Source organism: Erysipelatoclostridium sp. DFI.2.3, assembly GCF_019132535.1.
Classification (GTDB): domain Bacteria; phylum Bacillota_I; class Bacilli_A; order Erysipelotrichales; family Erysipelotrichaceae; genus Clostridium_AQ; species Clostridium_AQ innocuum.
This window is the reverse complement of the sequence record NZ_JAHOOJ010000025.1, coordinates 12,411-37,604: the sequence shown is the minus strand read 5'-3', so window position 1 is coordinate 37,604 and position 25,194 is coordinate 12,411. Positions and strand designations below refer to the sequence as shown.

Sequence of the window (25,194 nt, the reverse complement as noted above, 5' to 3'; positions counted from 1 at the left end):
CTTATTTATGAAGAAAAGTATCATGAATTTAAGCTTGCTGTCATACATTTCGTCTGGAGGCCTTCCCATCCCTGTACAGCGTATGCGTAAGGATAGGAATCGTCAGATTGAATAGGTGCTGTCTTCCATTGATGAAGCTCCTGTAAAAAGGAAATGTCACTCGCTCTGTCTGGTTTTTCCTTTCATAATATTTCTATGGATAAAGGAACCAAGATGGTATGGCTTTGAAAATACTATCCGGTTTCTTTTTTCATATGTTCTGTTTCTGTGTGCGGGAATGTTTCTATTTGTAAGAGCACCTTGCGGCTGTCTTTCTAACTGTATCGCATACAGCTGCTTTTTTCTTTCCATACAACCGCTGATACAATGAACTGTTTGCCGGCTGGCTCTATGCCGAAAGAAGCGTGTTCTACCTGACTATCGTTACTCCTTTGCAAACGTGTCTGATTTTCTTCAAAACAGATGCAAGCTTTCCAAAAAAAGGGTATAATGTTTATTGTATATGATTTTGGAGGTTGATACATATGTCCAGCATAGACAAGGCGATTGGTGTCTTTGACTCAGGTCTGGGAGGAATCAGCGTGTTGAAGGAACTGCGTTCTCTTATGCCGCAGGAGGATTACCTCTATTACGGTGATTCCAGCTTTGCTCCCTATGGTGTAAAAACAAAAGAGGAAATAACGAAGCGTTGTCGCAGCATCTGTGCGTTTTTTATCAGCCAGGGTGTCAAGGCCGTTGTCATTGCCTGCAATACGGCAACCAGTGCCTGTGTGAAGGAGCTTCGCACCCTGTATCCCGATCTTCCGATTGTCGGAATGGAACCGGCATTAAAGCCCGCTGTAGATGGCAGACATCAGCAGCATGTTCTTGTACTCGCAACACAGTTTACACTGAAGGAAAAAAAGTTTGAACAGCTGATGTCCCGCTTTGATGAAGATAATACCATTTACCGGCAACCGTGTCCAAAGCTGGTGGAGCTTGTTGAGGCGGGCAGACTGGAGGATGAAGCAGCGGTAAACAGTGCGCTTCGTGAATACCTAAAGCCCTACGATATGGAACGCATGGACAGCATTGTCCTGGGCTGTACACATTTTGTGTTCTACCGCAGCCAGCTTCGAAATCTCATCGGTGATCATATCGCACTTGTGGATGGCAATGCAGGTACTGCACGTCATGTGCAGGAGCTGCTGCAGGAACGAGGCGTTTGCAGAAAGCCTTCCTCTGCCGCAGGTGAGGTACGCATATACAATTCCCTGAACAAGGAGGCTATTCTGAAGCTTTCCCGCGAGCTTCTGGAAAGATAAGGTAAATCGGCAGTATTGGAGTTGTCTTTATCATGAATACGAATTATAATAGAAGACAGTGAACAACGGAGGTAGACTATGAGAGAAAATGCTTGGAAAAAGTATGATGAAGCAGGATTGAAGGAAGTATTCGAATATTGTGAAGGATATAAAAAATATATTTCCGACTGCAAGACTGAACGTGAATGTGTAAGTGAAAGTATCCGGATTGCGGAAACCTACGGATATCGCAATCTGGAGGATGTCATCAAAAACAAAGAAACGCTGAAAAGCGGTGATAAGGTGTATGCCAACAATATGGGCAAGGGAATTGCACTGTTTCTGATCGGTGAGGAGCCGATGGCTGCCGGATGCAATATTCTGGGAGCACATGTGGATTCTCCGCGTCTGGATATCAAACAGAATCCTTTGTATGAGGATAAGGAATTCGCAATGCTGGATACGCATTATTACGGCGGTATCAAAAAGTATCAGTGGGTAACCCTGCCGCTGGCGCTGCATGGTGTAGTCGTGAAGAAGGACAAAACGGTTATCGAGCTGAATATCGGTGAGGATGACAGCGATCCAATCGTAGGAATCAGCGATCTGCTGGTACACCTGTCAGCGGATCAGATGAGCAAAAAGGCAAGCAACGTCATCGAGGGTGAAGACCTGAATGTAACCATCGGAAGCATGCCGCTGGATGGTGAGGAAAAGGATGCTGTCAAGGCAAACATTCTGAAGCTGCTGAAGGAAAAATATGATTTTGAAGAGGATGATTTTGTATCTGCGGAAATCGAGGTCGTACCTGCCGGAAAGGCAAGAGATTACGGTCTGGATCGCAGTATGGTGGCCGGATACGGACATGATGATCGCATCTGCGCCTATACCTCTATGATGGCACAGCTGGAAACAGAATCCGTTAAACGCACGGCTGTGACACTGCTGGTTGATAAGGAAGAGGTCGGAAGCATCGGTGCTACCGGTCAGCATTCCCGCTTCTTTGAAAACACCGTGGCAGAGGTTATGGATCGTCTTGGTGAGTACAGCGAGCTGAATGTGCGTCGTGCACTGAAAAATTCCAAGATGCTGAGCAGTGATGTTTCTGCTGCGTTTGATCCGAATTATGCTGCAGTAAACGAAGAGAAAAACTCTGCATTCATGGGACATGGTCTGGTATTCAATAAATATACAGGCTCCCGCGGTAAGGGTGGCTGCAATGATGCCAATGCTGAATATATGGCAGAGCTGAGAAACATCATGGATTCTGAAAATGTAACCTTCCAGACTGCAGAGCTTGGTAAGGTTGACCAGGGCGGCGGAGGAACAATCGCCTATATTCTGGCACAGTATAACATGGAGGTCATTGACAGCGGTATCGCACTGCACAATATGCACGCACCATGGGAGATTGCCAGCAAAATTGATATCTGGGAAGCGACTAAGGGCTATAAGGCATTCCTGAAGCACGCATAAGCTTTCTATATACCGTCAATGCTGTATGGATGATATACACTTGTATACTTCATCTGTACAGCTTTTTGTTACTCCATAATAGCGGATAAGAATACGGCAATTACCTGCCGGGGGATGAAGGAGCTATAAGGAGCGGTGGTTCCAATCAGAGCATACTATGAATACGGCTGATATGGTTCCTGCAGTATGTATTGACGATGCATTAGGGGACATGGTCATGAATAACCGGTTTGTAACATCTGATAGATACGCTTTGCTTTATATTCGCTATAAGATTATCTATGGTGGCGTGCCTTCAACAGAGCTTATGCCGCAAAGAAAAACGGCTGCTTTGACAGCCGTCTGATTTTCTATATGTATTATTGTATAAAGGAAGCTTTCCTGAACCCGCAAGAAGGGAGGGATGTTAATCGGCATAGGCTTCATCAAAATCCGCTTCCTGTACAAAGGGCTCCATCGTAAACAAATCCATGATTTCGTCCTTGCTCATGCTGGTAATGCTTGATTCACTGCTGCTGATGAAGGTGTCGCTCAGGATATGCTTTCGCTCCTGCAGCTTCATGATCTTTTCCTCGATGGTATCCTTCATAATCAGCTTATATACCTGTACATCCTTCGTCTGACCGATGCGATAGGCGCGGTCGGTTGCCTGATTCTGGGCGGAAAGGTTCCACCACGGGTCATAATGAATGACGATTTCTGCATTGGTCAGATTCAAGCCGGTGCCGCCTGCCTTTAATGAAATCAGGAAGACGTCAGCTTCCCCGTTCTGAAATTTTTCCACATAGGCATGCCGCAGCTCCTTTTTTGTTTCCCCTGTCAGCTTCAGATACCGTATATTTTCTACACGCAGCTGTTCCTCAATCAGCTCCAGCATGGAGGTGAAGCTGGAAAACAGCAATACACGGCGGCCGCTGTTTCGGGCGTTTAGCAGCAGATCCATACAGCCGCGAAGCTTGGTAGAGGGCAGCGTGACATTTTCATACAGCAAACGCGCATCACAGCAGATTTCCCGGAGTCTGGTCATCATGGCCAGTACCTGAAATTTATCAACCTCCTCCATCTGCATTTTCTTTTGTAAATCCTGATTGATGGATACCAGATTGGCATAATAGATTTTCTTTTCCTCTGCATTGAATTCCTGAAAATATACCTGTTCCATCTTATCCGGAAGATCCTGCAGCACATCCTTCTTGATCCTTCGCAGAATAAACGGCTCCACCATACGCTTCAGCTGTGTCTGTGCCTTCTCATTCCCGTTTTTGATAATTTCACGTTCAAACAGCTCACGGAAGCGATGATAGTTATACAGATAACCCGGCATTAGGAAATCAAAGATACTCCACAGCTCGGAAAGGGAATTTTCAATCGGTGTTCCGGTTAATGCAAACCGGTAGGAGCCCTTCAGCTGCTTCACTGCAATCGCATTTTTGGTTGTATGGTTTTTGATATACTGCGCTTCATCCAGCAGAATGGCGGTAAAGGTGTGCCCGTCATAGCGCTCATAATCTCTGCGCAGATAATCATAGCTGGTGATGATGACATCATATCCGTGCAGCTCTCTGATTTTCTGCTGGCGCTGCGTATTGGTTCCCTGTATGCAAAGGGCACGCAGATCAACGGCAAATTTCTGAATCTCATCCTTCCAGTTGTAAATCAAAGAGGCAGGGCAGATGACGATGGAGCAGGGAAGATCATGATCCTGATGCATGCTTTCCAGCCATGCAATGACCTGAAGTGTTTTTCCCAGACCCATATCATCAGCGAGGATACCGCCGAATCCATAGGCGCTCATTGTTTTCAGCCACTGGTAGCCTGTTTTCTGGTAATCGCGCAGGATGGCATCATAATGCGGGTTCAATGGATAGGCTCCGGCTTCCACACTGCGCAGCTGTTCCATCATCGTATGGAAGGCAGTTCCCCGCATGACCTCGACATGATCGCTGTGCTCTGCGAAATCATCCAGCTGAAAGGCATGGAACGTATCCACCTGCAGGGTATGATTTTTTAAATCCTGCGGTGTCAGATGCAGCTGCTGCAGCAGCTCGTCGGTTTCCTGCAGACCCTCGGATTGCAGATAAATGAGGTCGCCGTTTTTGAGTCGGTGATATTTTTTCTTTTTACGATAAGAACGCAAAACACTGTATAATTCATCTCTTGGAATATCCACACTCGTGACATCCAGCTCCAGCAGACGGTTTTTCATACGGACACCAACATTCATATGTACCTTTTTCGGTGCCTCCATCTGCTTCAGCGCATCACTGATATATACAGTGCACATCTGATTCAGGTATTCCAGCCCCTGTTTGACAAATGCCTGTGCATATACGGCATGCTCATCAATATAGGCTATATGGGAATCCGGATCCAGACGTGTTGCATAGGTTTCGATATACTGGCGGATATGATCCAGCTCCAAAGAGGAATCGGCATGCGGTGCAAACGCATTCTGGGAGGGGCTGTCCTCGTAATGATAGAGCAGGCGGATGGAGATATCACCGTTATCCTCCAAATCGACATAGCAGTCAATCTCCATTGGATACGGCATAAAGGTATCCAGAGAAATACCTTCAAAATGCACGTATTCCCGTATTGCCGGAATGACATAGGTACAGAAGCGGATCATATCATCCTTATGTATCAGAATCTGACGATCCTCACGCAGCTCCTCCAGCATATCATGCAGCTGTTCGCTCAGCACCGAGGAAAAGCGCTGCAGAACACCGTCTTCCATATAATACCAGCGGTTTTCTCCACGCAGAAGCTGATCGAGGGACAGCAGCGTGGTGATGACAAAAAAGTCCTCCTGCATATCGATGCGCAGTCCGATTTCCTGCCGGTCTTCATCCGCAAACTGCAGATCGATGCACTCCGTGGCATCATTGCTGTAAAGCTCATAAAAATCATCCATCGATTTTGAATCAATTGTAATCTGCTTGCGGCTGGAGCCGTAGCCATAGGAATACTGTGTTTCATGCTCCTTGACATACTGCTTTAAAAAATTGATCTGTGCCTGAGCAGCTTCATCAAAGGCCTGCATGTGATGAGTGAATTTCAGCTGGCGCCCGTAATCAACTTCCAGCTGCCTGTCTATGGCATCAAGAAATCCGCTGATGCTGCGTATGACATATTTTCGTTGAATACCAATCTTAAAATCCAGTGTAAGCTCATGGTCATATACGGCATGAGCGTGCAGCTGTACCTTCTCAAGAAGAGTGTTCGCCTGAAATTTCGCCAGATCCTTTCGGGCGTAGCGGTCGATAAAGGAACGCGAGCGCTCCAGCATCTGCTGCTCCAGATAGCGGCGAAAGGCATCCTCCCTCTGGTTCAGCGGGCTGTAGGTGAAGGGGAAGGACTCCGGCTTTAGATCGTACACAATCAGCAGGACAACACCGATATGTCCACAGGCAAGCTCCTGCTGCTCGCAATACGGACATTCACAGGAGAAATCCAGAATTTCACCCGCACTATTCAGCAGAACGGTGCAGTGATTCTCGTATCCGTACACGTTAACGACAGCATTTATTTCATATAGAAAGCCAGGAATGCTTTCCTTAATCACAATTTCATCCACAACATCCTGATCATGGTAACGCAATGCGATCTTCCAGTTTTTGGTATTGAAAAAACGCTGAATTTCAGAATCAAGTATCTTCATGAGATCCCTCCTGTATCTTCTGCTATTGTACCAGAAAACACAACTGTACGAAAGTATGGAAATGTGGTTTTATTTGTTAATGGGGATTGCACAAAGATACGAACCCCATATGAGAACCTTACCTTGCCAAGAATATGTCAAAAAGCATATAGTCAACATGTCATTCAACTGCGATCTGCAAGCTGTCAGTAAATGAAAGCACATCCTCGCGAAAAGAGGGAGGATGCGTTCATATTTTGTACCGCTATATCCAGCGCAAAGTATGTTCAAGCAAATGAGCATGCATAGTGAAAGCCTTCTAATTCCAATGGAAAAGAACTGTACGTTATCAATGGAATCGGCTTTTCGTATATTGTAAAAAGCATCCTGTAAAACAGATACCACAGAAACACACAACGCTGTGTGGGCGGGTTTTGCTTACAGGATGCTTTTGATGATAGCCTAACGTGAATCCTACCGGGATGGATAGCTTGCGATAGCACCTTCCTTTGTTACAGAAATACTGCAAAATTTATTACACATATCCAAGTAGCTTTTTAATTGGTGTTCGCTTAATCCATCCAAATCAGAAGCATGAATATCATCTTTGGATAGATGATACAGTAAACATCCGATAAAACCATCTCCTGCACCGGTGGTATCAACTGCTTTTACCTCAATACCATCCGCGTATGCCGTATTGTATTTCGTATAGGCAGCTGCACCGTCTTTTCCGGCAGTGTAAATCAGTAATTTTACACCGGAATCAAATATATATTGTACATGTTCTTCTATATGATCGCTTCCAAATATAAAGGAAACCTCTTCATCACTGATTTTTAAGATATCAGCAAAGTGCATATATTCGTGAATCGTTCTTCTCAGATATTCGTGATCGTCGAATAAAGGAAGACGGACATTCGGATCAAAGGATACAAGTAGATTTTTCCTCTTTGCCAGTTCCAATGCTCGATTATGAGCTTTTTTCATAGGGAAATCACCAAGGGAAACCGAACAGAAATGCAAACCATAGCAATCTTCAAACCAGCTTTCCTCTATATCCTTCTCTGATAAAAGCATATCCGCACCCATATTCCGATAAAATGAAAACTCTCGATTTGCATGTTCGTCCAGGGCTACAAATGCCAAAGATGTATTTGCGGCATTCGTTTGTTTTATATACTCTGTATGAATATGGAATCGTTGTATTTCCTTTACGATTTTTTCACCAAAGGCATCCTTGCCAAGCATGGTAATCATAGCGCTTTCTCCACCTAATGCGGTATATGCTCCGCATACATTCAACGGAGCCCCTCCGACTTTTGGTTGAAAGCCTTCTACATCCATAATTCTTCCTGTATTGCTTGGAATCATATCAATCAACGCTTCTCCGATTGCTAATAATTTTTTCATAGTATATTGAATCCTCTCATGTTGTATGTTACAAATCGCTTTATATTCTCGCTTGTTACGTGTAAGCTGTGCTCATCATCATAAAATCGTGAGGTCATTGTGTATTCACCTTCATTGATGAAAATTTCCAATACAGATTCATCAATGAATACAGAAACATGACGGATTTCTATGGGCGTAATGCATCTTTCCTGCCGATTGCAGCTGCATGCAGATAAATCCAGTGTGAATTTATGATTTCTATACACGCAGCGTATCGCATTCATTTGTAGCGAAAAATCGGAGTCTGCATCCCATTCGATATTGCAGGATTTACCGATTACAAAATCATTCGTATACAGCTTCCTATCTGTTCTCAAATCCAGGATTTCCTGTATCGGCTTTTGGATGATTCGCTTATCAAAGAAAATGGAGCGGGGCATCGTCAGGGTCTGATTCCATGCTTCATAACGATCGATATATGCATTATCCGGCATCCCAATCCAGGCAATCAGTATATTACGATCTGCGTTGTAAAACGTTTGCGCTGCGTAAAAATCAAATCCATAATCAAGTGTCTGATAATCAATCAGTTGCCGATTGCTGATTTTATAATATCCGCAATCATATACATTATGAAATTCATAGCCCTGCTTTTTTAAACCCTGCGGACTGCATAAAAGGAATGCTTCTCCTTGTAATTGCAGGTAGTCCGGACATTCTATCATGAATCCTGTATCTTTTGCCGGTACATAGCGATGAGCATACTTCCATGATTCTAAATCATCACTCACATACTCCAATACACAGCCGGTGTCATTTTTCAATCTTGCACCTAAAATTAAATGATAGCGGCCATCCTTCATAAACAGCTTGGGATCTCTGACATGCCTTGTACAATCCTTTGGAAAGTCACTGTTTCGCAGTAAACATTTTTTATGTTCAAAGGTTATTCCATCACGGCTTTCCACTCGCATTACATTATGCTCTCTTCCCTCATGAATAAAATCATAGGGGCCCTCATATTTTACATTACCGGTATAAAATACATACAGTATGTCATCTCTGATGATTGCACTTCCTGAATATGCGCCGTTCTTATCGTATTTGGAATCCGGAGAAACAGCCGTAGCATGACGTGTATATGTTTGAAAATCCTTCGTTGCATAATGACCCCATGCTTTATTGACACTTCCATCCATACTGTTTTCATCTGCCTGGTAGAAAATGTGATAATTTCCTTTAAAATAAACCAAGCCGTTCGGATCATTCAGCCAGCCCCTTCGAGGCATTACATGATAGTTTAAGTTCTTCTGCGCCATGCTTCTACATTATCCCTCTGATAAATGCTGCCATCATATTCCATGCTTTTTCGGATTCCTCTGGCATAAATTCATCAAACCATTCATGGGTGAAGCCATGGCGGCAATTTGCAAATTCAACATAGGTTACATCTCCTCCCGCCTTCTGCATTTTATCTGCATATGCCTTTTCTTCATTTTTTAAAGAATCGTATTCCGCACTCAGGATCAGGGTTTTCGGCAAATCATGCAAATCAGCGAGTAGGGGAGAGGCGAGTTCATCATTCAGCTCATCAAAGCTATTATAATACCAGTTGATATACTGCAGCATTCTATTTTCGGATATCGCCTTTGAAGGGTCCTTCGCTTTTCTGAATTCTGCACGGATTTCCTGTCGCAATGGCGGATAATCTAAAATGGCTCCTTTGATACCGAGTTCTTTTCTGTCTCGGTCAATCAGTGTCAAGCAGGCGGAAATATAACCGCCTGCACTATGTCCCATTACGACAACATGCTCTTTATCAATCCTTACTTCATCACAGCGTTTTCGTATTTCAGCGATTGCTTCATAGCTGGAAAATAAAGGCTTTGGATATTTAAATTCCGGGGCAACAACATAGTCTACATTAAAGATAGCACAGCCGGTTAAATCCGCCAATAAACGGCAATATTTTCCATCCTGCTCATAGTATCCCAATACATTGCCTCCACCATGAAAGTTAAATACCGGCTTTAAAATCTGCTTCCCATCCCAACTCAAGGGACGATAAATCGACATATCCACATATCCTGCGGTTTTTGTTTTTACACAGACTTTTTCGAATATACCATTCATTTTTTCATTATAAATCAGATCAGCATATTTTATTTCTTTGCTCATTCGATATTCAAAAATCGTATAGTCTTCTTTTCTCATCTTACTTTTCACCTATCCTGTTCATCCAATAATCTGCCAGAGAAATCCAACTGTTCAAATGATGATCGATCATCTCATCCCTTTTATGCGTTAAACTGTTTTCCAATGCTTTTCCATGCTCGCCATGACCAAATAAATGATACTCCGCAGATATGCCATATTCCAACAGCTTTGAAATAAAGCGTGTGGAATTTCCAGCATCAATGACTGGATCATCAATGGAATGCCAGAGAAACATCGGTACGGTATCCTGTGAAATATAATTTATCAAATTCACTTTTTCGACATCCTTCTGTGATGGAAAATCTGATTGATAAAGAACATAATTCATAATATGCTGTACCTTTTCGACAGCTTTTAAAGGATGCTTTTTGAAAAATTCATCACTATTCGGAACCAGGAACGGATAGCCTAAAACAATTCCGGCTGCCTTCAGTTCATCTTTTTTCGGGCGAAAGCTTAATTGCTTTACGATTGCGGGGTCATTCCATCGTACACCACAAGACGCACACACATGTCCGCCTGCAGAAAATCCCATTAAGAAAATTCGGTTTTTATCTATGTTCCATTCATCGGCATGCTCTTTTACAATATGTAAAGCTTCCAGCATTTCAACAGCTTGCAGCGGATATACTGCGGATTTTATAATGCCTTTTTCCGGTCGCGAGCGATCTGAGCCTACCGAATATTTTAAAACAAATACCTGATACCCCATTTGCATGAATTGAATAGCCACCGGTTCACTTTCCTTTGTCGCATGAACGGCATACGCGCCACCCGGTGCCACAAGGATTGCAGGTCGCTTTCTGTATTCACGATAATTGATTTCCGAATCCATAATATACGTATCAGCATACGCACCACTCGGTAATGTAAGCCTTGTATTTATCATAGAACACTCCTTTGTGTATCTGAGCTATAGGAAGAAGTTCCTTCTCTAATCGCATTGATATTAACGTTGGATATCCTTTTCGTTTTTATTAAATCCGAAAAAGTAAACGAATAAAGCGGTTGATATAAAAGCGATTGCACATGCGATGATACCGTTGATTACATTTGCCTGAGAGCCTCCTAAAAAGCATAATGCTGCAAATACATTGGAGGATGGTACCAGTGTCGCATCGACAACACCGGTTAAACCGGCATATGCTCCACCTAAGAAACCACCTGCCAAAAGTCCGATAAATGGCTTTTTGTATTTTGTGCAGATACCGTAAATCGTCGGCTCCGAGGTCCCTGCGACGATGGCGGTTATCCCATAAGACAGGGCAAGTGCCTTTTGTTCTTTATTTTTCAATCGGAAGAAAGCACCGATTCCTACCCCCATAATAGAGAAGCTGGAGACGGAAACAGCTACTGCGGCGAATCCATCACTTCCATAGGTAGCAAAAATTTGAAATAATGTTGTAATCAGTACCATATGCATACCGGTCATTACCAGAACAGGATACAATGCCGCAATCAATCCGATCCCGATGAATCCTGCAATTCCTTCCAACGAGAATAATGCATCTACTACATATTGCCCGATGAATGCTCCTGCCGGACCGAAGACACATAATGCAATCGGCAGCATGGCAGCGATTGTCAGTGCTGGTGCAAATACAGAACGGATTGCCCCCGGAACGATACGATCGAAGAATTTAGCGATATAGGACATTACCCAGTTTGATAAAATTATCGGAACAATGGAGCTTGCATAGCTTTGAACATTGCAGGGAATACCGTATACAGTAAATGGTTTACCCACCAGACCGACAAATGTCGGATGTATCAAAATTGCGCCCATCAATATCCCCATTACCGGATTTAGATTGAATTTTTTTGCACTTGTATAGCCGACAATTACCGGAAAGAAATAAAATGCAGCGTCTCCCACGAAGGTGAATAATGTATACAGATCGTTTCCTTCACCAATGACATTTAACAGCTCTGGACCTAAAATAGCTGTCAGCATTTTAAAGAATGCGGAGGCGACGATGGCTGGAATCGCAGGTCCCATGCTTCCGGAAATAGCATCTAAAATTCCATTTCCGATAGATTTCAGTGTGATTTTTTCTTTTGCGGCAGAAACAGGTTCTCTGTCCGTGTTATCAAAATCACCCAGCTCACACAGTTCGTTATATACATCCTTTACCTCTGGACCTATTACGATTTGTACCTGTCCACCGGCTCTTACAACACCTAAAACACCTTGTACCGCTTCTATTTTTTCATGATTTGCAATGCTTTCATCCTTTAGATTGAAGCGAAGACGTGTTTGACAATGCAACACCTTCGCAATGTTTTGTTTTCCACCGACTTGTTCTAATACACTTTCTGCAATTTTTAAAGCTTTATCTTTTTTCATAATAGTTTTATCCTCTCTGATTTTCTATAAAATAAAAACCTTTACACGATAAGCATCAGATGATGTTTATATTGTGCAAAGGTTATGCCGACTCATTCGTTACACCCTCATGGGAACACAATCGATTTACATGGAGTATTAAATATAAGGATTCTTCATCCTCAATACTCCAGCTAAATTTATGAAATATCATTTCTTTGATCAACAGCACACAGGCAAAGGTATCTGGATATTCCTTTTTCAAAACTTCAAATAATTTTTTATTGGTGCTGCTGATTTCACTGTACTGGCTTTTTCTTCTGAATAAATACTGCATATGAGAAGCAAATCTGGAATAATTAAATGAATTTGTATCAATCGAAACCTTCATCTGTCCTTCGATAATCTTCACGATTTCCTGAATGAATTCTGCTGTAAGGCTGATTTGATTATTCCGTGTGTAGGTCTCCTCAGAATTGATAATATTCATGGCAATTGCATATATTTCGGATTCCGGTAATTGTACATTTAAATTTTTATGTAATAAATTTAACGTATATTTTGCGATTTTTACTTCTACCGGATACAAATCTCTTAATTCATTTGCTATCGGTGTTGTAAATATCATTCCGTTTTTCAGACGAACAAGAGCGAAGTTTAAATGATCCGCCAATGTAAATACAGCGTTTTGTTTTAAGGGAACACTGAGCATGGTAACTGCCAAATCAATAACATCGGCAGAAATACGAAAGATTTTTGAATCAATATCTTCAAACAGACTTAGATATTCCGCATCAACGTTATAAAACGTGCGGTCAATTTTACTCAAATCATCTAAGATATAAGGACATTTTGGAAATCCAATGCCCAATCCGATCGCAATCAGTTCTCTGCCACTATGATCCCTGCATATAGCCGCGTTATTTCCCAGCTTTTTTATAACTTCCATATGCTCTACTTCTTTTCTATCGATATGACTGCAGCCGTGTTTACAGTAACGGCATCAGCCTGATGAATCGTAACATGGAATTCATTTGCATTTGTGATAATCATAGGTGTATCGATGCTATACCCTTGCTCGAGGATTGCTTCGATATCAGCTTCTATAATCAAATCACCTTTTTTTACTTTGTTTCCTGCATCTATCTTTTGATGGAAACAACTTCCTTCTAATTGGACAGTATCTATTCCAAAGTGAATTAGTATTTCGGCTCCATTCTCTGCCTTTATTCCAATCGCATGCTTTGTGGGAAATACAGTCATCAATTCACCATCACATGGGGAACATATGTTTCCGTCGTTGGAAATAAAAGCAACTCCAGGGCCCATCATTTCAGATGCAAAAACTTGGTCCGGTACATCACGTAAGCGTATCATTTTTCCGTTAACCGGTGAAACCAATTCCACTTTTCTGCTTTTCTTTTTCAATCCGAACATAATCGCTCCTAATCTAGAAAACAAATATCTTCCTTGCTTCCTTCATTTACTGCGTAGTACTATGCACAAATCTCTGGTTAAGCCTCAGGTGAGTTACTCTCATCGATTTCGTCAAAATTATCCCACGATTTTGAAGTGCTGTCAAGCATCGCGTGAAAAGGGAGAATGTAAAATATAATAGGATAACAAAATGCAAGAGACCCAGCAGGGTGATATACACCGTATGCGAGTATGGCTTTCCTGCATTTTATCGGTTTCTCTTTTGAGAAAGTCTGCATACTCTATTTGTTGATAATCGTCTTTTTTTAGATTCCTTATACAGATATTATGGATAGCTTTTCAGAGGATGCGTTTCAAGCGGCTGTTTGCATAAGGATATGTCATGCGGAAAGGTAATTCTTTTTGCATTGTATTATCAATTTAGCGATGATAGTGCTCTACTATATATACAAGTCATGAAAACCGATCTCGTGCTATATCTGTATTTGATTAGCCATTTTCCTGCTTTTAACCTTTCGGTGAGCAGCTCCTGTTTCAATTTATCGAAAGATAACAAATCAATTAAGGATACCATAGAGGGGACTTCTTTATGTATGAGACAACTGCTATGCGATAGTTTTGTTTTTTTACCTAATATAAGCTGTTTTCTATACTATAAATCGGTGAATAGGGACCGTCTTCTGAAAAAAATTGAATTTTTTAAAATAAGCTATTGACAAAAGCATGGAAAACAAGTAGAATAATGTCGTTGCCGCTGAGAGATTGGGGTATAGCCAAGCGGTAAGGCACCAGACTCTGAATCTGGCATTTCCTTGGTTCGAATCCAAGTACCCCAGCCAATAAAAAACGAGAGTCGCTTCGGCGACTTTTTTGTTTTATTGCGGGGAAGCACCCTGTGTGGAAATGCCAAGCTGCTGCTATATATAGAAACCAATAAATGGAAAGGAAGGCCCGTATGAAAAAAGTAAGAACAAGATTTGCACCAAGTCCTACCGGGTATATGCACATCGGAAATCTGAGAACAGCATTGTTCGAATATCTGATTGCCAAGCATGAGGACGGAGATTTTATTCTGCGTATCGAGGATACCGATCAGGAACGTTACGTGGAAGGCGCTGTCGAAATCATATACGATACCATGAAGGAAGTCGGTTTGCATCATGATGAAGGACCGGATATCGGAGGGGATTTCGGACCGTATGTACAGTCTGAGCGACTGCCGATGTATAAGGAGTATGCCGATCAGCTGGTTGATCTGGGAGGCGCACATTACTGCTTCTGCGGTGAGGAAGAAATAGAAAAGCAGAGAAAAGAGGCGGAAAGTCTGGGAATCTCTTTCAAATACGATGATCCATGCAAGCATGTGTCTGTGGAAGAAGCCAGAGAACGTATTGCCAAGGGAGAAAAATATGTTGTGCGTCAGACGATTCGTCACGATGGAGAAACGTATTTTGATGATGAGGTGTATGGCCGCATTGAGGTGGATAACAGTATTCTGGATGAATCCGTGCTGCTGAAAAGCGACGGCTATCCAACCTATAATTTTGCCAATATCGTGGATGATCACCAGATGGGTATCACGCATGTTGTGCGTGGAAACGAGTATCTGTCCTCCACTCCAAAATATAATCTGATCTATCAGTCCTTCGGCTGGGATATTCCAACCTATGTGCATGTTCCACCGGTTATGAAGGATGAACAGCACAAGCTGAGTAAGCGTAACGGGGATGCCAGCTTTCAGGACCTTGTGAAGAAAGGGTATCTTCCGGAAGCGATTCTGAATTACATCGCTCTGCTTGGATGGTCACCGGAAACAGAGCAGGAAATCTATACACTGGATGAGCTGATCAAGGTGTTTGATATTAAGCGTATTTCCAAATCACCGGCTATTTTTGATATTGACAAGCTGACATGGATGAACGGTATGTATCTGCGCGCGATGAGCACGGAAACATTCTGTGAGCTGGCAAAGCCGTATATCGAGGAATCCGTTCACAGACCGGTGGATATTATGGCGGTTGCACGCATTCTGCAGCCAAGATGTGATATTCTGACCTCTATTCCGGAAAGTCTGGATTTCATTGACGAGCTGCCGGAATATGATAATGCCATGTATATTCATAAGAAAATGAAGACGACCTATGAAATTGCATATAAGGCATTGCAGGCGGCACAAAGTGCCCTGTCAGAGCTGAATGACTGGTCGAGCGAAGAAAATCTGCATGAGCTGCTGCTGTCTTTACCGAAGCAGATGGAAATGAAGAACGGGCAGATTTTATGGCCGGTTCGTACTGCCATCACCGGAAAGCAGTTTACACCTGGCGGTGCCATTGAAATCGCTCATATCCTTGGAAAAGAGGAAACCCTGAAGCGTATTGCAAAGGGGATTGAAAAGCTCGAGGCTGAGCTTGCCTGATTTTTCCATCCATACATAAAGAAAACGGACAACTGCCGGTATAGCGCAGCGGTCCGTTTTTTTTGTGATATGAAATAGGAAAGTATAAGCCGGAAGCGGGGAATGAAAGGGTGCACCTGATTTTATTGATTACATATATTCCAGAAAGATCTGTGTAATCGTGGCAATTTCAGCTTTGGATATACTGATGTTGAAAATATTGTTCAATTCATTCAGCTCAAGACTGATCGTATTGTACACATCGGCATGGGAATTGATAATCTCCCGTGTTTTTTTGTTTGGCAGGGGATCGCTGCGGATGGCACGCTCGATGACGAATGCACCGTGTATGATAAAACGGATGGTAATTTCATCACTATAACCGAGCTTCAGCTTTTTCAAAATATTTAACAGGACAACCATCAAAGAGGAAGAAGCCTTGTTCGCATCCAGAAAGACCAGGGACTGCTGGAGTATCTGACGGGAAATACGGTCAATCAGTGTTCGGGAATTCTCACTGAGAGAGGAAGCAGGAAAGCTTGGTGTCTGCGGCTGGCTGTATTCCTGTGCATGCCCGTGCTTCATTGCGGATATGGTATTGAGAATGAGCGGAAGCGAGATAGGGGCATAGCTGTGTACATCGATATGCAGACGGCTGCTGATCTGTTCGCCAATCTCTGTTAACGGAGCGATATCACTAAACAGCAGCAGGGTCTCATGATTATCGATCTGCTGAATCCTGTCGCATACGTGATCGAGGAAGAGGTGAAATTCCTTTCTTCGCCAGGCTTCGGAATAATCGAGCGAATGACAGTTTTCATAAAGATTGGCTGAGCGTATGTATTTTTCATAATTTGCGGCGATATCCTCCCCGTGGCATACAAACAGTATCGGAGTTTTGGCCTCCAGCTTTTGAATGGCCAGCTGCAGGTAGGTACTGATCAGAATGCGCTCATCCTGCGGCAGCACAACCTCCATCTTGGATTGAATGATCTGTGCGATATCCTCCGTAACAGCATCCGTGCGCTTTGTCCCAAGACCGTGTGACGGTGTAAAGCTGCGGGTATAGGTGTTATTCTTTAATTCCGTTATGAGATTTTGCAGATATTCAAATAAAACGAAGATCATCGTCTCCTTCTGCTTGAGCGGGGTGGATGCCAGCAGCGGTCCATCAGATCGTAAAGCTCTTTCACAAAGATGGAGCGAATCGTATTGATCTCTATTTTCTCTGTCTTTTTCAGCATGGAATTACAGATGGAAACGATCTGCTCATCATCGTTGCTGTCAATCAGATGCTGTTCATTCAGGACGGCATGATGCAGTGCGGTAAAGAAGCGGCAGGAGGTCTGCGGTATGAAATAAAGCACATCACCGTCAAACAGATCGAGGATACTGTGCAGCTGTGCAAAGCGGGAGGATACATCCCGAATGCTGTTCAGCATACCATCGGACAGATGCTCGAAGGTGATATCGATGACATTGGCCTTGCGCTGAATAAAGCTGTAATGTGCCCGTATGATGGAACGGCGCAGCTCCTGCAGGGAAATGTGTGTGGTATATGCTTTGTCTGCAAGTGCCATACAGGTGATTACATTTTTATGCAGACAGATGGTTTGATTCAGGATATCGGACTGCCGCTGTATTTCAGCGAAGATGATTTCCAGACGTTCCTTCAGCGTACGCATCTCATAGCTGGGAAACACCATCGGATAGTCTATAAACCGCTGCAGCTGTGCGATATCCGCATTTGCATCATGAAACAGGTAACATACTTTCCAGCTGCTGTGTAAGGCGGCATGCTGCTTCTGCAGCTTTTTTGCCACCTGCTGTACAATGTGCATATCACTGCATTGTACATCCAGAATGAGGAAGGCGGGGGTCTCCGGATGCATGTTATAAATCTGATTCTGCTCATCTGCCGCATCGCTTAGCACATGCTCCAGTATTTGTGTATGCCTGCCAAGCAGCTGCAGCTCCTTCGCCTTTTCTATAAAAAATTTCAGAAAATGATGCTTGCCTTCTCCATAGGGGGCACAAAGCGCCAAGCTTTGAAGGGCTTGGGGATACATGAGAATCGCCAACAGCTCCTGATACAGGGAATGCAGAGATTCGTTCGCATGAATACCGGTGTAGGTGAGCGTTTGCCTGCTGCTGTGCTCCCGCACGCGCACAGGCTTATCCTGATGCAGGTATTCCTGAATATCTCTTCCCACCGGCAGTGTATACGGAACCGGCTCTGTAGAAAATGAGTGAATGACACCGGCGTCGAGATACAGGGTAGGGCGTCCCTGCAGCTTGATGAGCCGGTTTTCACGATGCAGCTGATTGAGAACACGGGATACATTGGTTCGATCAATTTTCAGAATCAATGCGATGTCATGCGCATTACAGCTGCTGAAATCATAGGTGTGTGCTGTAATGCCGTTTGCCGTATAGCTGGCAATCAGGTTTTGAATATCCTTCATTCGAGGTGCTTTTTTCATAGTTTCCTCCACTCCCCGCGTTTTGCACGCGGACACAGGCATTGCATGAAAGACGTTTCAAGCTACTTGTCTTTTTACAAATTTGATTTTCTTTCACACTTCCACCACTTTTTGGTGCTGAATTTCCGGGCTGCAGAATGCACGCATGCCGTCTGCTTGCACACTTATTATAGCACGGATATAGTTTGTGCGGGTAATGAAAGCACACATACGCGGATATCGGAATAATTTGCATATATTGGAAAATATCACCGTCTTTTTCTATCTTTTAAGTGACACGAATGTAAAAAAAACTGTGCTTTTGCGTTATTTGACGGGAGGTTTTTGAGCGATTATAGTATGTGTGTAAACAGTCAGTAGCTACTAGGTTTTCAAACAACATGAGAGGAGAAAAAACATGGAAATTAACTTTTTACAGGCAGCGCTTATCGGAATTTTGTATTATATGACGCTGTGCTCACCACCCTGGCTTACAGGAATCGTACACGTATCCATTCGCCAGCCGCTCGTATCCGGCACCATCGTCGGTCTGATTCTGGGGGATCCGCAAAATGGTCTGATCATCGGTGCGACGATCAATACCGTAGTTCTTGGGTTTCTGAATGTCGGAGGTGCAATTCCAAGCGATCCCGGCATTGCAGGGGTTGTCGGAACATCTCTGGCTATAGCAACCGGAGCCACTCCGGAGGTCGCAGTTACGATTGCCGTATCCTTTGGTCTTGTCGGGACCATCGTATGGAATCTGCGAAGCACCATCAACTCCGTATTCGTACACATGGTGGACAGTGCCGCCGCACAGGGGGATATGAAAAAGATTTACTTTGTACAATTTGTACTTGCACAGATTGCAACCTTCTGTATCTCTGCGGTACCGGTCTTCGGAATCCTGTATTTCGGAACAGATGTCGCTACACAGGTGCTGGACGCCTTAAAGGGAACGCCGATGCAGATTCTTACCGTAATCGGACAGATACTGCCGGCGATGGGTATTGCGATCATCCTGCGGCTGCTGTCCAACCGTCCGAATATTATTCAGCTGTTTATGCTGGGCTTCGTGCTTTCTATCTACGGCAATGTGCCAATGATTGTCATCGCAGTTGTAGCCTTCATTATTGCATCCCTGTATGCTGATCTCAAATTCAACCGAGCAAAGGAAGAGGTGTAGAGTATGGAACGTCAGATAACAGATACCAACGTACAGACTGAGAAAAAGCTGACAAAGACCGATTTAAATAAATGCTTTCTTCTCTGGCATCTGCTTGGAGAAGCAACGCTGAGCTACGAGCGTCTGCAGACGCCCGGTGTGCTGGGCTGTCTGGGACCGGTGCTGAAGCGGCTGTATGGCGATGATAAGGAAGAATTTGTGAATGCATGTCAGCGGCACATGGAATTCTTTAATACAGCCGGGTATTAAGGCGGCTCCATCATCATGGGGCTGGTATGCTCCCTTGAGGAGGAGCGTGCGAACGGGCTGCCGATTGAAGGCGAGGACATCAGTGCAATCAAAACCGGACTGATGGGACCGCTGGCAGGTGTATTTGATGCTCTGCGCCAGGGAACGGCAATCCCTATCGTTGCCTCCATTGCGATTGGTATGGGAATGGACGGCAACTTCTTCGGTCCGATCTTCTATATGATCGTTACCGTTCTCTATGTCATGGTGCCCTGCTACTGGATGTTCCAGACCTCCTATAAAAAGGGAAAGGAAGCTGTCAACGGTCTGTTTGCGAGCGGAAAGCTGGAGCGCTTTATGACGCTGGCTATGGCAGTTGGAGCCATTACCCTGGGAGGGCTTGAGGCCACGACGGTAACGGTCACTTCTTCCACGGTGCTGCATCTGGGAAGCTCGGACATGGTCCTGCAGGAAACCATCTTCGATGCGATATTCAAGGGCTTACTGCCGGTTGGCTTTGTCTTTCTCTCTTACTTCCTGCTGCAGAAAAAGCTTTCAACATCTAAGATCATACTGATTCTGATTGCCATCGCTATTGTCGGTGTGCTGATTGGATTCTTCTAAAATGAACGAAGAAAGGAGTTTATATGGATACAATTCGAGCCATGCTGGAGGAGCATAAGCTTATCGTGATTTGCAGGGGTGTCTATGGTGACACCCTCCTCAAGACGATGGAAGCACTGTATAAGGGCGGCATCCGTCTGGCGGAGGTCACCTTTGATCAGAAAAGCAGGGATTATAAGGAAACACTGGATGCAATCACCATGCTGGAGGAGCATTTTCGAGGCCGTATGGCGATCGGGGCAGGGACGGTTGTCAATCCTGCACAGGTGGAGCTTGCCTATCAGGCAAAGGCTGCCTATATCATTTCACCGAATGTCAATGAAGCGGTCATTCGTAAAACAAAGGAGCTGGGCATGCTGTCCATTCCGGGAGCACTGAGCCCCAGCGAGGTACTGGATGCACATGAATACGGGGCGGATTATGTTAAGCTGTTTCCGGCTGCCAGAATGACAGCCTCTTACATTAAGGATCTGATGGGACCTATTTCCCATGTGAAATTCATTGCGACTGCGGGAATCACCGAGGAAAATATCGCAGAATTTGCGGCTGTCGGCTGCACCGGCTATGGTATCAGCGGACGCTTGATGGATAAGCGTGTGATTCAGGAAGGCCGCTTTGAGGAATTGCAGCACCGCGCAGAGGCATTTATCGCCTGTCTGCAGAAGGAAGAGGAATAATTGTATGAAAAATATTGTATATGCACGCGTTGATGACCGGCTGGTACACGGGCAGGTCATGACGGCCTGGGTCTTGCATACCAAAGCAAGCAAGGTGATTATTGTGGATGATAAGGCCGCAAAGGATTCCTTTATGAAAATGATCATGAAATCCGCAATGCCGAGCAGTCTGGAGCTGGAGGTGCTTTCCGTAAGCAGTGCCATCTCCTATCTCAAGGAAGCAGGCAGTGAGGATGAACGAATCTTCCTGCTTGCGAAAACACCGATGGTTTTCGCGGATCTGCATGATGCGGGTGTTCCGATACAGGGAGTGGGAATCGGAGGAATCGGTGCCCGGGCAGACAGACGAAAGCTGTATCGCAACATTGCGGTGAATGAGGAAGAAATGAATAGCATCAAGGCTATGCAGAGCAAGGGCATGGACGTCTATATTCGAGTCGTACCGGATGATAAGCGAATCGAAATCAAAGACGCAGCCTAGGGGAGGACACGTCGTATGATAGGACTGGTACTCGCCACACATGGACCCCTGGCAGAAGCCTTTGTCAGCAGCGGAAAGCTGATTGTCGGAAATATCGGGAATGTTGCACATCTGGGACTGTTTCACGGAGACAGCATTGAACAGTTTGAACAGAAGGTATACAAGGCAATCGAACAGGCGGATGAAGGGGACGGTGTGATCGTTTTGACAGATTTACTGGGAGGCTCCCCCTGCAATGTCACAGCAAAGGCAATCGGCAGACTGTATAAAGAGAAAAAGCTGGAATGCTTTTACGGTATCAACCTTCCGATTTTTCTGGAAGCTGTGACCTCCCGTAAATTCATGAATTTTGATGAGCTGAAGGAGCACATGGATGAGGTGTTCAAAGAAACATACGGGATGCTGAGCGGGAAAATAAGCTATTCGGCATGCAAGGAATAGAAAGAAGGATATAAGGATGAATGGAATAGAAAAAAAAGGAATCGGGGAACGATATTTATGGAAGGGAGCTATGGTCAAAGAGCAGGATATCCACATTTCTCTGCAGGACCGCGGCTATGTCTTCGGAGACGGTCTGTATGAGGTCGTCCGTGTATACAATGGGAAGCTGTTTGGTCTAAAGCGGCATCTCGACCGTCTGTTTCAGGGGGCGGATGTCATTGATTTCAATCTGCAGTATACAAGGGAGGAATTCGAAGGCTTCTTTCAGCAGCTGGTTGAGGAGAATGATCTGCACAGCGGTTATGTGTATATGCAGCTGACAAGAGGGGATGACGGCATCCGAAACCATCTGTATCCCGGGCGTGAGGATCAAAGGCCGGTGCTGTCCGGCTTTGCGGTACATGCTCCCCGCAATGTGGAGAAAATCCAGGCGGGAACAACTGCGATCAGTGTGGAGGATATCCGCTGGAAATACTGTCATGTAAAAACACTGAATCTGATTCCAAACTGCATGGCGCGCTCTGAGGCAAAGAGAAAAGGGGCAGGGAAGGCGATTCTGGTAAAGGACGGTATTGTCACGGAAGAAAAATCCGGCTCAATCCTGATTGTTCAGAACGGCTGTATACTGACACATGTTGAAAATGAGGATATTCTGCCCAGTACGACGAAGAAAATACTGGAGGCACTGTGTGAGAAGGAACAGATACCATTTCGTGAAGGCAATTTTACACTGGATGAGCTGTATGCCGCAGATGAGGTCATTGTCGCTGATACGAATACGGAATGCAGTGCAGTTTTAAAGGTGGACGGGCATACGATTAGGGATGGAAAGCCGGGACCGATTTTGAAGCAGCTGCAAAAAGCATATGAAGCCGCCATCATTGCGGAGTGCGGCAAAGCCGAATAGGTATGGAAGAAAACATCAGCTGCCGAACCTATGCTGAAATCCATACAGAGCGAATTCGGGAAAACGTGATGCAGCTGAAGCGGCATCTCACAGCAGGAACGAGGTTTATGGCAGTCGTAAAAGGGAATGCGTACGGTCATGGAATCGAGCCGTGTGTACAGGCGATGGACGATTTATGCGACTGGTATGGGACAGCCACCATGCAGGAGGCGTTGCGTGTGCGAAGCGTATCAGGAGAAAAGCCGATTCTTGTTTTTGGCTATGTATCGGATGAGGAAATACATCTGGCTGCGGAAAACAACATCACACTTAGTGCCTTTTCCGCAACGTTTCTTTCCCATATTTCCGAGTGCTGTGCAGGCATGAACCTGAAGGCTGCCGTGCATTTGAAGCTGGATACCGGCTTTCACCGCATGGGAATCGACTGCTGTAGTTCTATAGCAGACTGCGTGGAGCAGCTGCTTCCTCTGTTTTCACTGCCGAATATAGAAATAACAGGGATGTATACCCATCTGGTATACGGTGCCGGCAGCAATCAAAGGGAGCTGGCGTTTACCGAATTGCAGTTTCAGCGCTTTCAAAGCTGCATCCGGGCGTTGCAGGAACGAAAAATCGATACGGGCATCTGTCATATATGCAACAGTAAGGCAGCGATACATGCACCAGATATGCATATGGACATGGTGCGTGTCGGTGCCTATATCTTTGGTCTTGCCTCAGCCTCGGAGCAGCGCTTGATACCATTGCGGGAGGTGCTTGTCTGGAAAGCGAGAATCGTCCTGCTGCGGGATATTGCAGCGGGAGAAGGGGTGGGCTATGGTCATGCATTTATCGCAAAACAGCCTGTCAGAATCGCAGTGCTGGCGGCAGGCTTTGCGGATGGCTACCGACGCTGTATCGCACAGTCCCCGCAGAGCTATGTTTCCATACATGGCAGGCCGGCACCTTTGATTGGAAAGGTATGCATGGATATGTTTATGGTGGATGTGACCGATATAGAAGCAGTGCAGGTCGGGGAATATGCGCTTTTGAGTGGTGATGATGGAACCGGGGCAGTCAGCAGCTATCTGCTTGGCCAAATCATACAGGGGACGGCAGGAGAAATCGCGGTGGGAATGAGTGATCGCGTACAGCGCTATATCGTATGAAGACAGCACAGGACTGGCTGTACTGTATCAGCGGAGCTTTGCTGTTTTCCTTCTCGATGAATGTGTTTCTGGTTCCGCTGCATATCTACAGTGCCGGGTTTTTAGGAATCGCCCAGCTGCTCAGGGACCTGCTGCTCCATATCCTGCCCTATCGACTTTCCTTTGATATCGCCGGGATTATAAATCTGATCCTGAATATCTTCATGATCATTCTCGCTGCCAGGGTGCTGGCGAAAACATTTGCCGTGCATACGGCAATCGTCATACTGTTTGAATCTTTGTTTTTGTCTTTGATTCCGGTGCCCAAAGCGTCTCTGGTTGAGGATGTCTTTATCTCTGTCCTGCTTGGCTCCTTTCTATGTGCATATGGTACACGGCTGTTCTTCAAGGGGCGCGGGAGCGGCGGAGGTATTGACATCATCGGACTGTATCTGACAAAAACAGGAAAAGGAAGTGTCGGCAGTATCTATCTGCTGGTCAATACGGTGATTTATCTACTCTGTTTTCTCATTTACGACAGTCAGGTAGCCTTATATTCCATCGTACACAGCTGTATCCTGTCCTTCGTGCTGGATCGCATTCACGAGGATAATGCAGAATCGGCTGCTTTGATTATCACGGAAAATCATGAACTGAAGCAGCAGCTGATCCTGGATGTGGGGCGTGGTGTTACTGTCTGGGATGGAACAGGCGGCTACAGCGGACGCAGGAAGGAGGTCATGATGGTGGCAATTACGAGAGGACAATACGGTCATTTAAAAAAACAGGTGCAGGGCTGTGATGAACAGGCCTTTGTGATCTTCTTCGATCATGTGCGTATCAGCGGTTATTTCCCAAAGCTGATCAATGAAAAGAGAAAGAACAGGTGAAG

At 44.8% G+C, this 25,194-nt stretch carries 21 protein-coding genes, 1 tRNA gene and 1 pseudogene; 13 read left to right on the top strand and 10 right to left on the bottom strand.

Annotated elements, in window-relative coordinates; translation table 11 throughout:
• The first annotated feature begins 524 nt into the window (after nt 1–524).
• The 3 genes from murI (at nt 525) to KSZ58_RS19000 (ending at nt 3,105) form a co-directional block, all read left to right on the top strand.
• Nucleotides 525–1,304, top strand: coding sequence for a glutamate racemase (gene murI / locus KSZ58_RS19010; protein WP_008818865.1), 780 nt, complete (start codon nt 525–527; stop codon nt 1,302–1,304).
• Nucleotides 1,305–1,382: 78 nt separating this feature from the next.
• Nucleotides 1,383–2,759 (top strand): aminopeptidase, encoded by a 1,377-nt coding sequence (locus KSZ58_RS19005; RefSeq protein ID WP_009270920.1) that lies wholly within the window; start codon nt 1,383–1,385, stop codon nt 2,757–2,759.
• Nucleotides 2,760–2,916: 157 nt separating this feature from the next.
• Nucleotides 2,917–3,105 carry a hypothetical protein gene (locus tag KSZ58_RS19000; RefSeq protein ID WP_009587734.1) on the top strand — a complete coding sequence of 63 codons (189 nt, stop codon included), beginning with the start codon at nt 2,917–2,919 and terminating at the stop codon, nt 3,103–3,105.
• A 60-nt stretch (nt 3,106–3,165) separates the two neighbouring features.
• On the opposite strand, the gene KSZ58_RS18995 is transcribed toward KSZ58_RS19000, so the two are convergent.
• The 8 genes from KSZ58_RS18995 to KSZ58_RS18960 all read right to left on the bottom strand — a co-directional run bounded on the left by KSZ58_RS18995 (nt 3,166) and on the right by KSZ58_RS18960 (nt 13,774).
• Nucleotides 3,166–6,420, bottom strand: a complete 3,255-nt coding sequence (locus tag KSZ58_RS18995) for an SNF2-related protein (protein WP_008818866.1) — start codon at nt 6,418–6,420, stop codon at nt 3,166–3,168.
• A gap of 453 nt (nt 6,421–6,873) precedes the next feature.
• A complete protein-coding gene (locus tag KSZ58_RS18990; protein ID WP_009270919.1) occupies nt 6,874–7,812 on the bottom strand; it encodes a carbohydrate kinase in 939 nt (312 codons plus the stop codon).
• Nucleotides 7,809–9,113, bottom strand: a complete 1,305-nt coding sequence (locus tag KSZ58_RS18985) for a glycoside hydrolase family 32 protein (protein WP_008818868.1) — start codon at nt 9,111–9,113, stop codon at nt 7,809–7,811. Before KSZ58_RS18985 ends, KSZ58_RS18990 begins: the two co-directional genes overlap by 4 nt.
• A gap of 4 nt (nt 9,114–9,117) precedes the next feature.
• The gene (locus KSZ58_RS18980; RefSeq protein WP_008818869.1) at nt 9,118–10,008 is read right to left on the bottom strand and encodes an alpha/beta hydrolase; all 891 of its coding nucleotides are present in this window, start codon (nt 10,006–10,008) and stop codon (nt 9,118–9,120) included.
• Nucleotide 10,009: 1 nt separating this feature from the next.
• Entirely contained in the window at nt 10,010–10,900 is an 891-nt protein-coding gene (locus KSZ58_RS18975; protein ID WP_008818870.1) for an alpha/beta hydrolase, read from the bottom strand.
• A 60-nt stretch (nt 10,901–10,960) separates the two neighbouring features.
• On the bottom strand, nt 10,961–12,358 hold the full coding sequence (locus KSZ58_RS18970; protein WP_009270918.1) for a PTS transporter subunit EIIC: 1,398 nt from the start codon (nt 12,356–12,358) through the stop codon (nt 10,961–10,963).
• A gap of 82 nt (nt 12,359–12,440) precedes the next feature.
• Nucleotides 12,441–13,286 (bottom strand): PRD domain-containing protein, encoded by an 846-nt coding sequence (locus tag KSZ58_RS18965; RefSeq protein ID WP_008818872.1) that lies wholly within the window; start codon nt 13,284–13,286, stop codon nt 12,441–12,443.
• A 5-nt stretch (nt 13,287–13,291) separates the two neighbouring features.
• Entirely contained in the window at nt 13,292–13,774 is a 483-nt protein-coding gene (locus KSZ58_RS18960) for a PTS glucose transporter subunit IIA (RefSeq protein WP_008818873.1), read from the bottom strand.
• Nucleotides 13,775–14,537: 763 nt separating this feature from the next.
• On the opposite strand from KSZ58_RS18960, the gene KSZ58_RS18955 reads away from it, so the two are divergent.
• A tRNA-Gln gene (locus KSZ58_RS18955) sits at nt 14,538–14,613 on the top strand.
• A 116-nt stretch (nt 14,614–14,729) separates the two neighbouring features.
• Nucleotides 14,730–16,190 (top strand): glutamate--tRNA ligase, encoded by a 1,461-nt coding sequence (gene gltX, locus KSZ58_RS18950; protein ID WP_002609395.1) that lies wholly within the window; start codon nt 14,730–14,732, stop codon nt 16,188–16,190.
• A gap of 129 nt (nt 16,191–16,319) precedes the next feature.
• Here gltX and KSZ58_RS22940 read toward each other — a convergent pair whose 3' ends face one another.
• Nucleotides 16,320–17,297, bottom strand: coding sequence for a PRD domain-containing protein (locus KSZ58_RS22940; protein WP_224727311.1), 978 nt, complete (start codon nt 17,295–17,297; stop codon nt 16,320–16,322).
• Nucleotides 17,294–18,652 (bottom strand): hypothetical protein, encoded by a 1,359-nt coding sequence (locus tag KSZ58_RS22935; protein WP_224727310.1) that lies wholly within the window; start codon nt 18,650–18,652, stop codon nt 17,294–17,296. Before KSZ58_RS22935 ends, KSZ58_RS22940 begins: the two co-directional genes overlap by 4 nt.
• A 397-nt stretch (nt 18,653–19,049) precedes the next feature.
• Between KSZ58_RS22935 and KSZ58_RS18940 the strand changes: the two genes are divergently transcribed.
• The 8 genes and pseudogenes from KSZ58_RS18940 to KSZ58_RS18905 all read left to right on the top strand — a co-directional run bounded on the left by KSZ58_RS18940 (nt 19,050) and on the right by KSZ58_RS18905 (nt 25,192).
• Nucleotides 19,050–19,817 (top strand): PTS sugar transporter subunit IIC, encoded by a 768-nt coding sequence (locus KSZ58_RS18940; protein ID WP_002609399.1) that lies wholly within the window; start codon nt 19,050–19,052, stop codon nt 19,815–19,817.
• A gap of 3 nt (nt 19,818–19,820) precedes the next feature.
• Nucleotides 19,821–20,669: pseudogene (locus KSZ58_RS18935) on the top strand (PTS system mannose/fructose/sorbose family transporter subunit IID).
• A 23-nt stretch (nt 20,670–20,692) separates the two neighbouring features.
• Entirely contained in the window at nt 20,693–21,346 is a 654-nt protein-coding gene (locus tag KSZ58_RS18930) for a bifunctional 4-hydroxy-2-oxoglutarate aldolase/2-dehydro-3-deoxy-phosphogluconate aldolase (RefSeq protein ID WP_009270914.1), read from the top strand.
• A 4-nt stretch (nt 21,347–21,350) separates the two neighbouring features.
• Nucleotides 21,351–21,827, top strand: a complete 477-nt coding sequence (locus tag KSZ58_RS18925) for a PTS sugar transporter subunit IIB (protein ID WP_100933685.1) — start codon at nt 21,351–21,353, stop codon at nt 21,825–21,827.
• A 15-nt stretch (nt 21,828–21,842) separates the two neighbouring features.
• Entirely contained in the window at nt 21,843–22,268 is a 426-nt protein-coding gene (locus tag KSZ58_RS18920; RefSeq protein ID WP_002609408.1) for a PTS sugar transporter subunit IIA, read from the top strand.
• A 16-nt stretch (nt 22,269–22,284) separates the two neighbouring features.
• Complete coding sequence (dat, locus tag KSZ58_RS18915; RefSeq protein WP_009270912.1) at nt 22,285–23,175, top strand: D-amino-acid transaminase; 891 nt, start codon at nt 22,285–22,287, stop codon at nt 23,173–23,175.
• 2 nt (nt 23,176–23,177) lie between these two features.
• A complete protein-coding gene (gene alr / locus KSZ58_RS18910; protein WP_009588609.1) occupies nt 23,178–24,323 on the top strand; it encodes an alanine racemase in 1,146 nt (381 codons plus the stop codon).
• Nucleotides 24,320–25,192 carry a YitT family protein gene (locus tag KSZ58_RS18905; RefSeq protein ID WP_009270910.1) on the top strand — a complete coding sequence of 291 codons (873 nt, stop codon included), beginning with the start codon at nt 24,320–24,322 and terminating at the stop codon, nt 25,190–25,192. Before alr ends, KSZ58_RS18905 begins: the two co-directional genes overlap by 4 nt.
• Nucleotides 25,193–25,194: the final 2 nt, after the last annotated feature.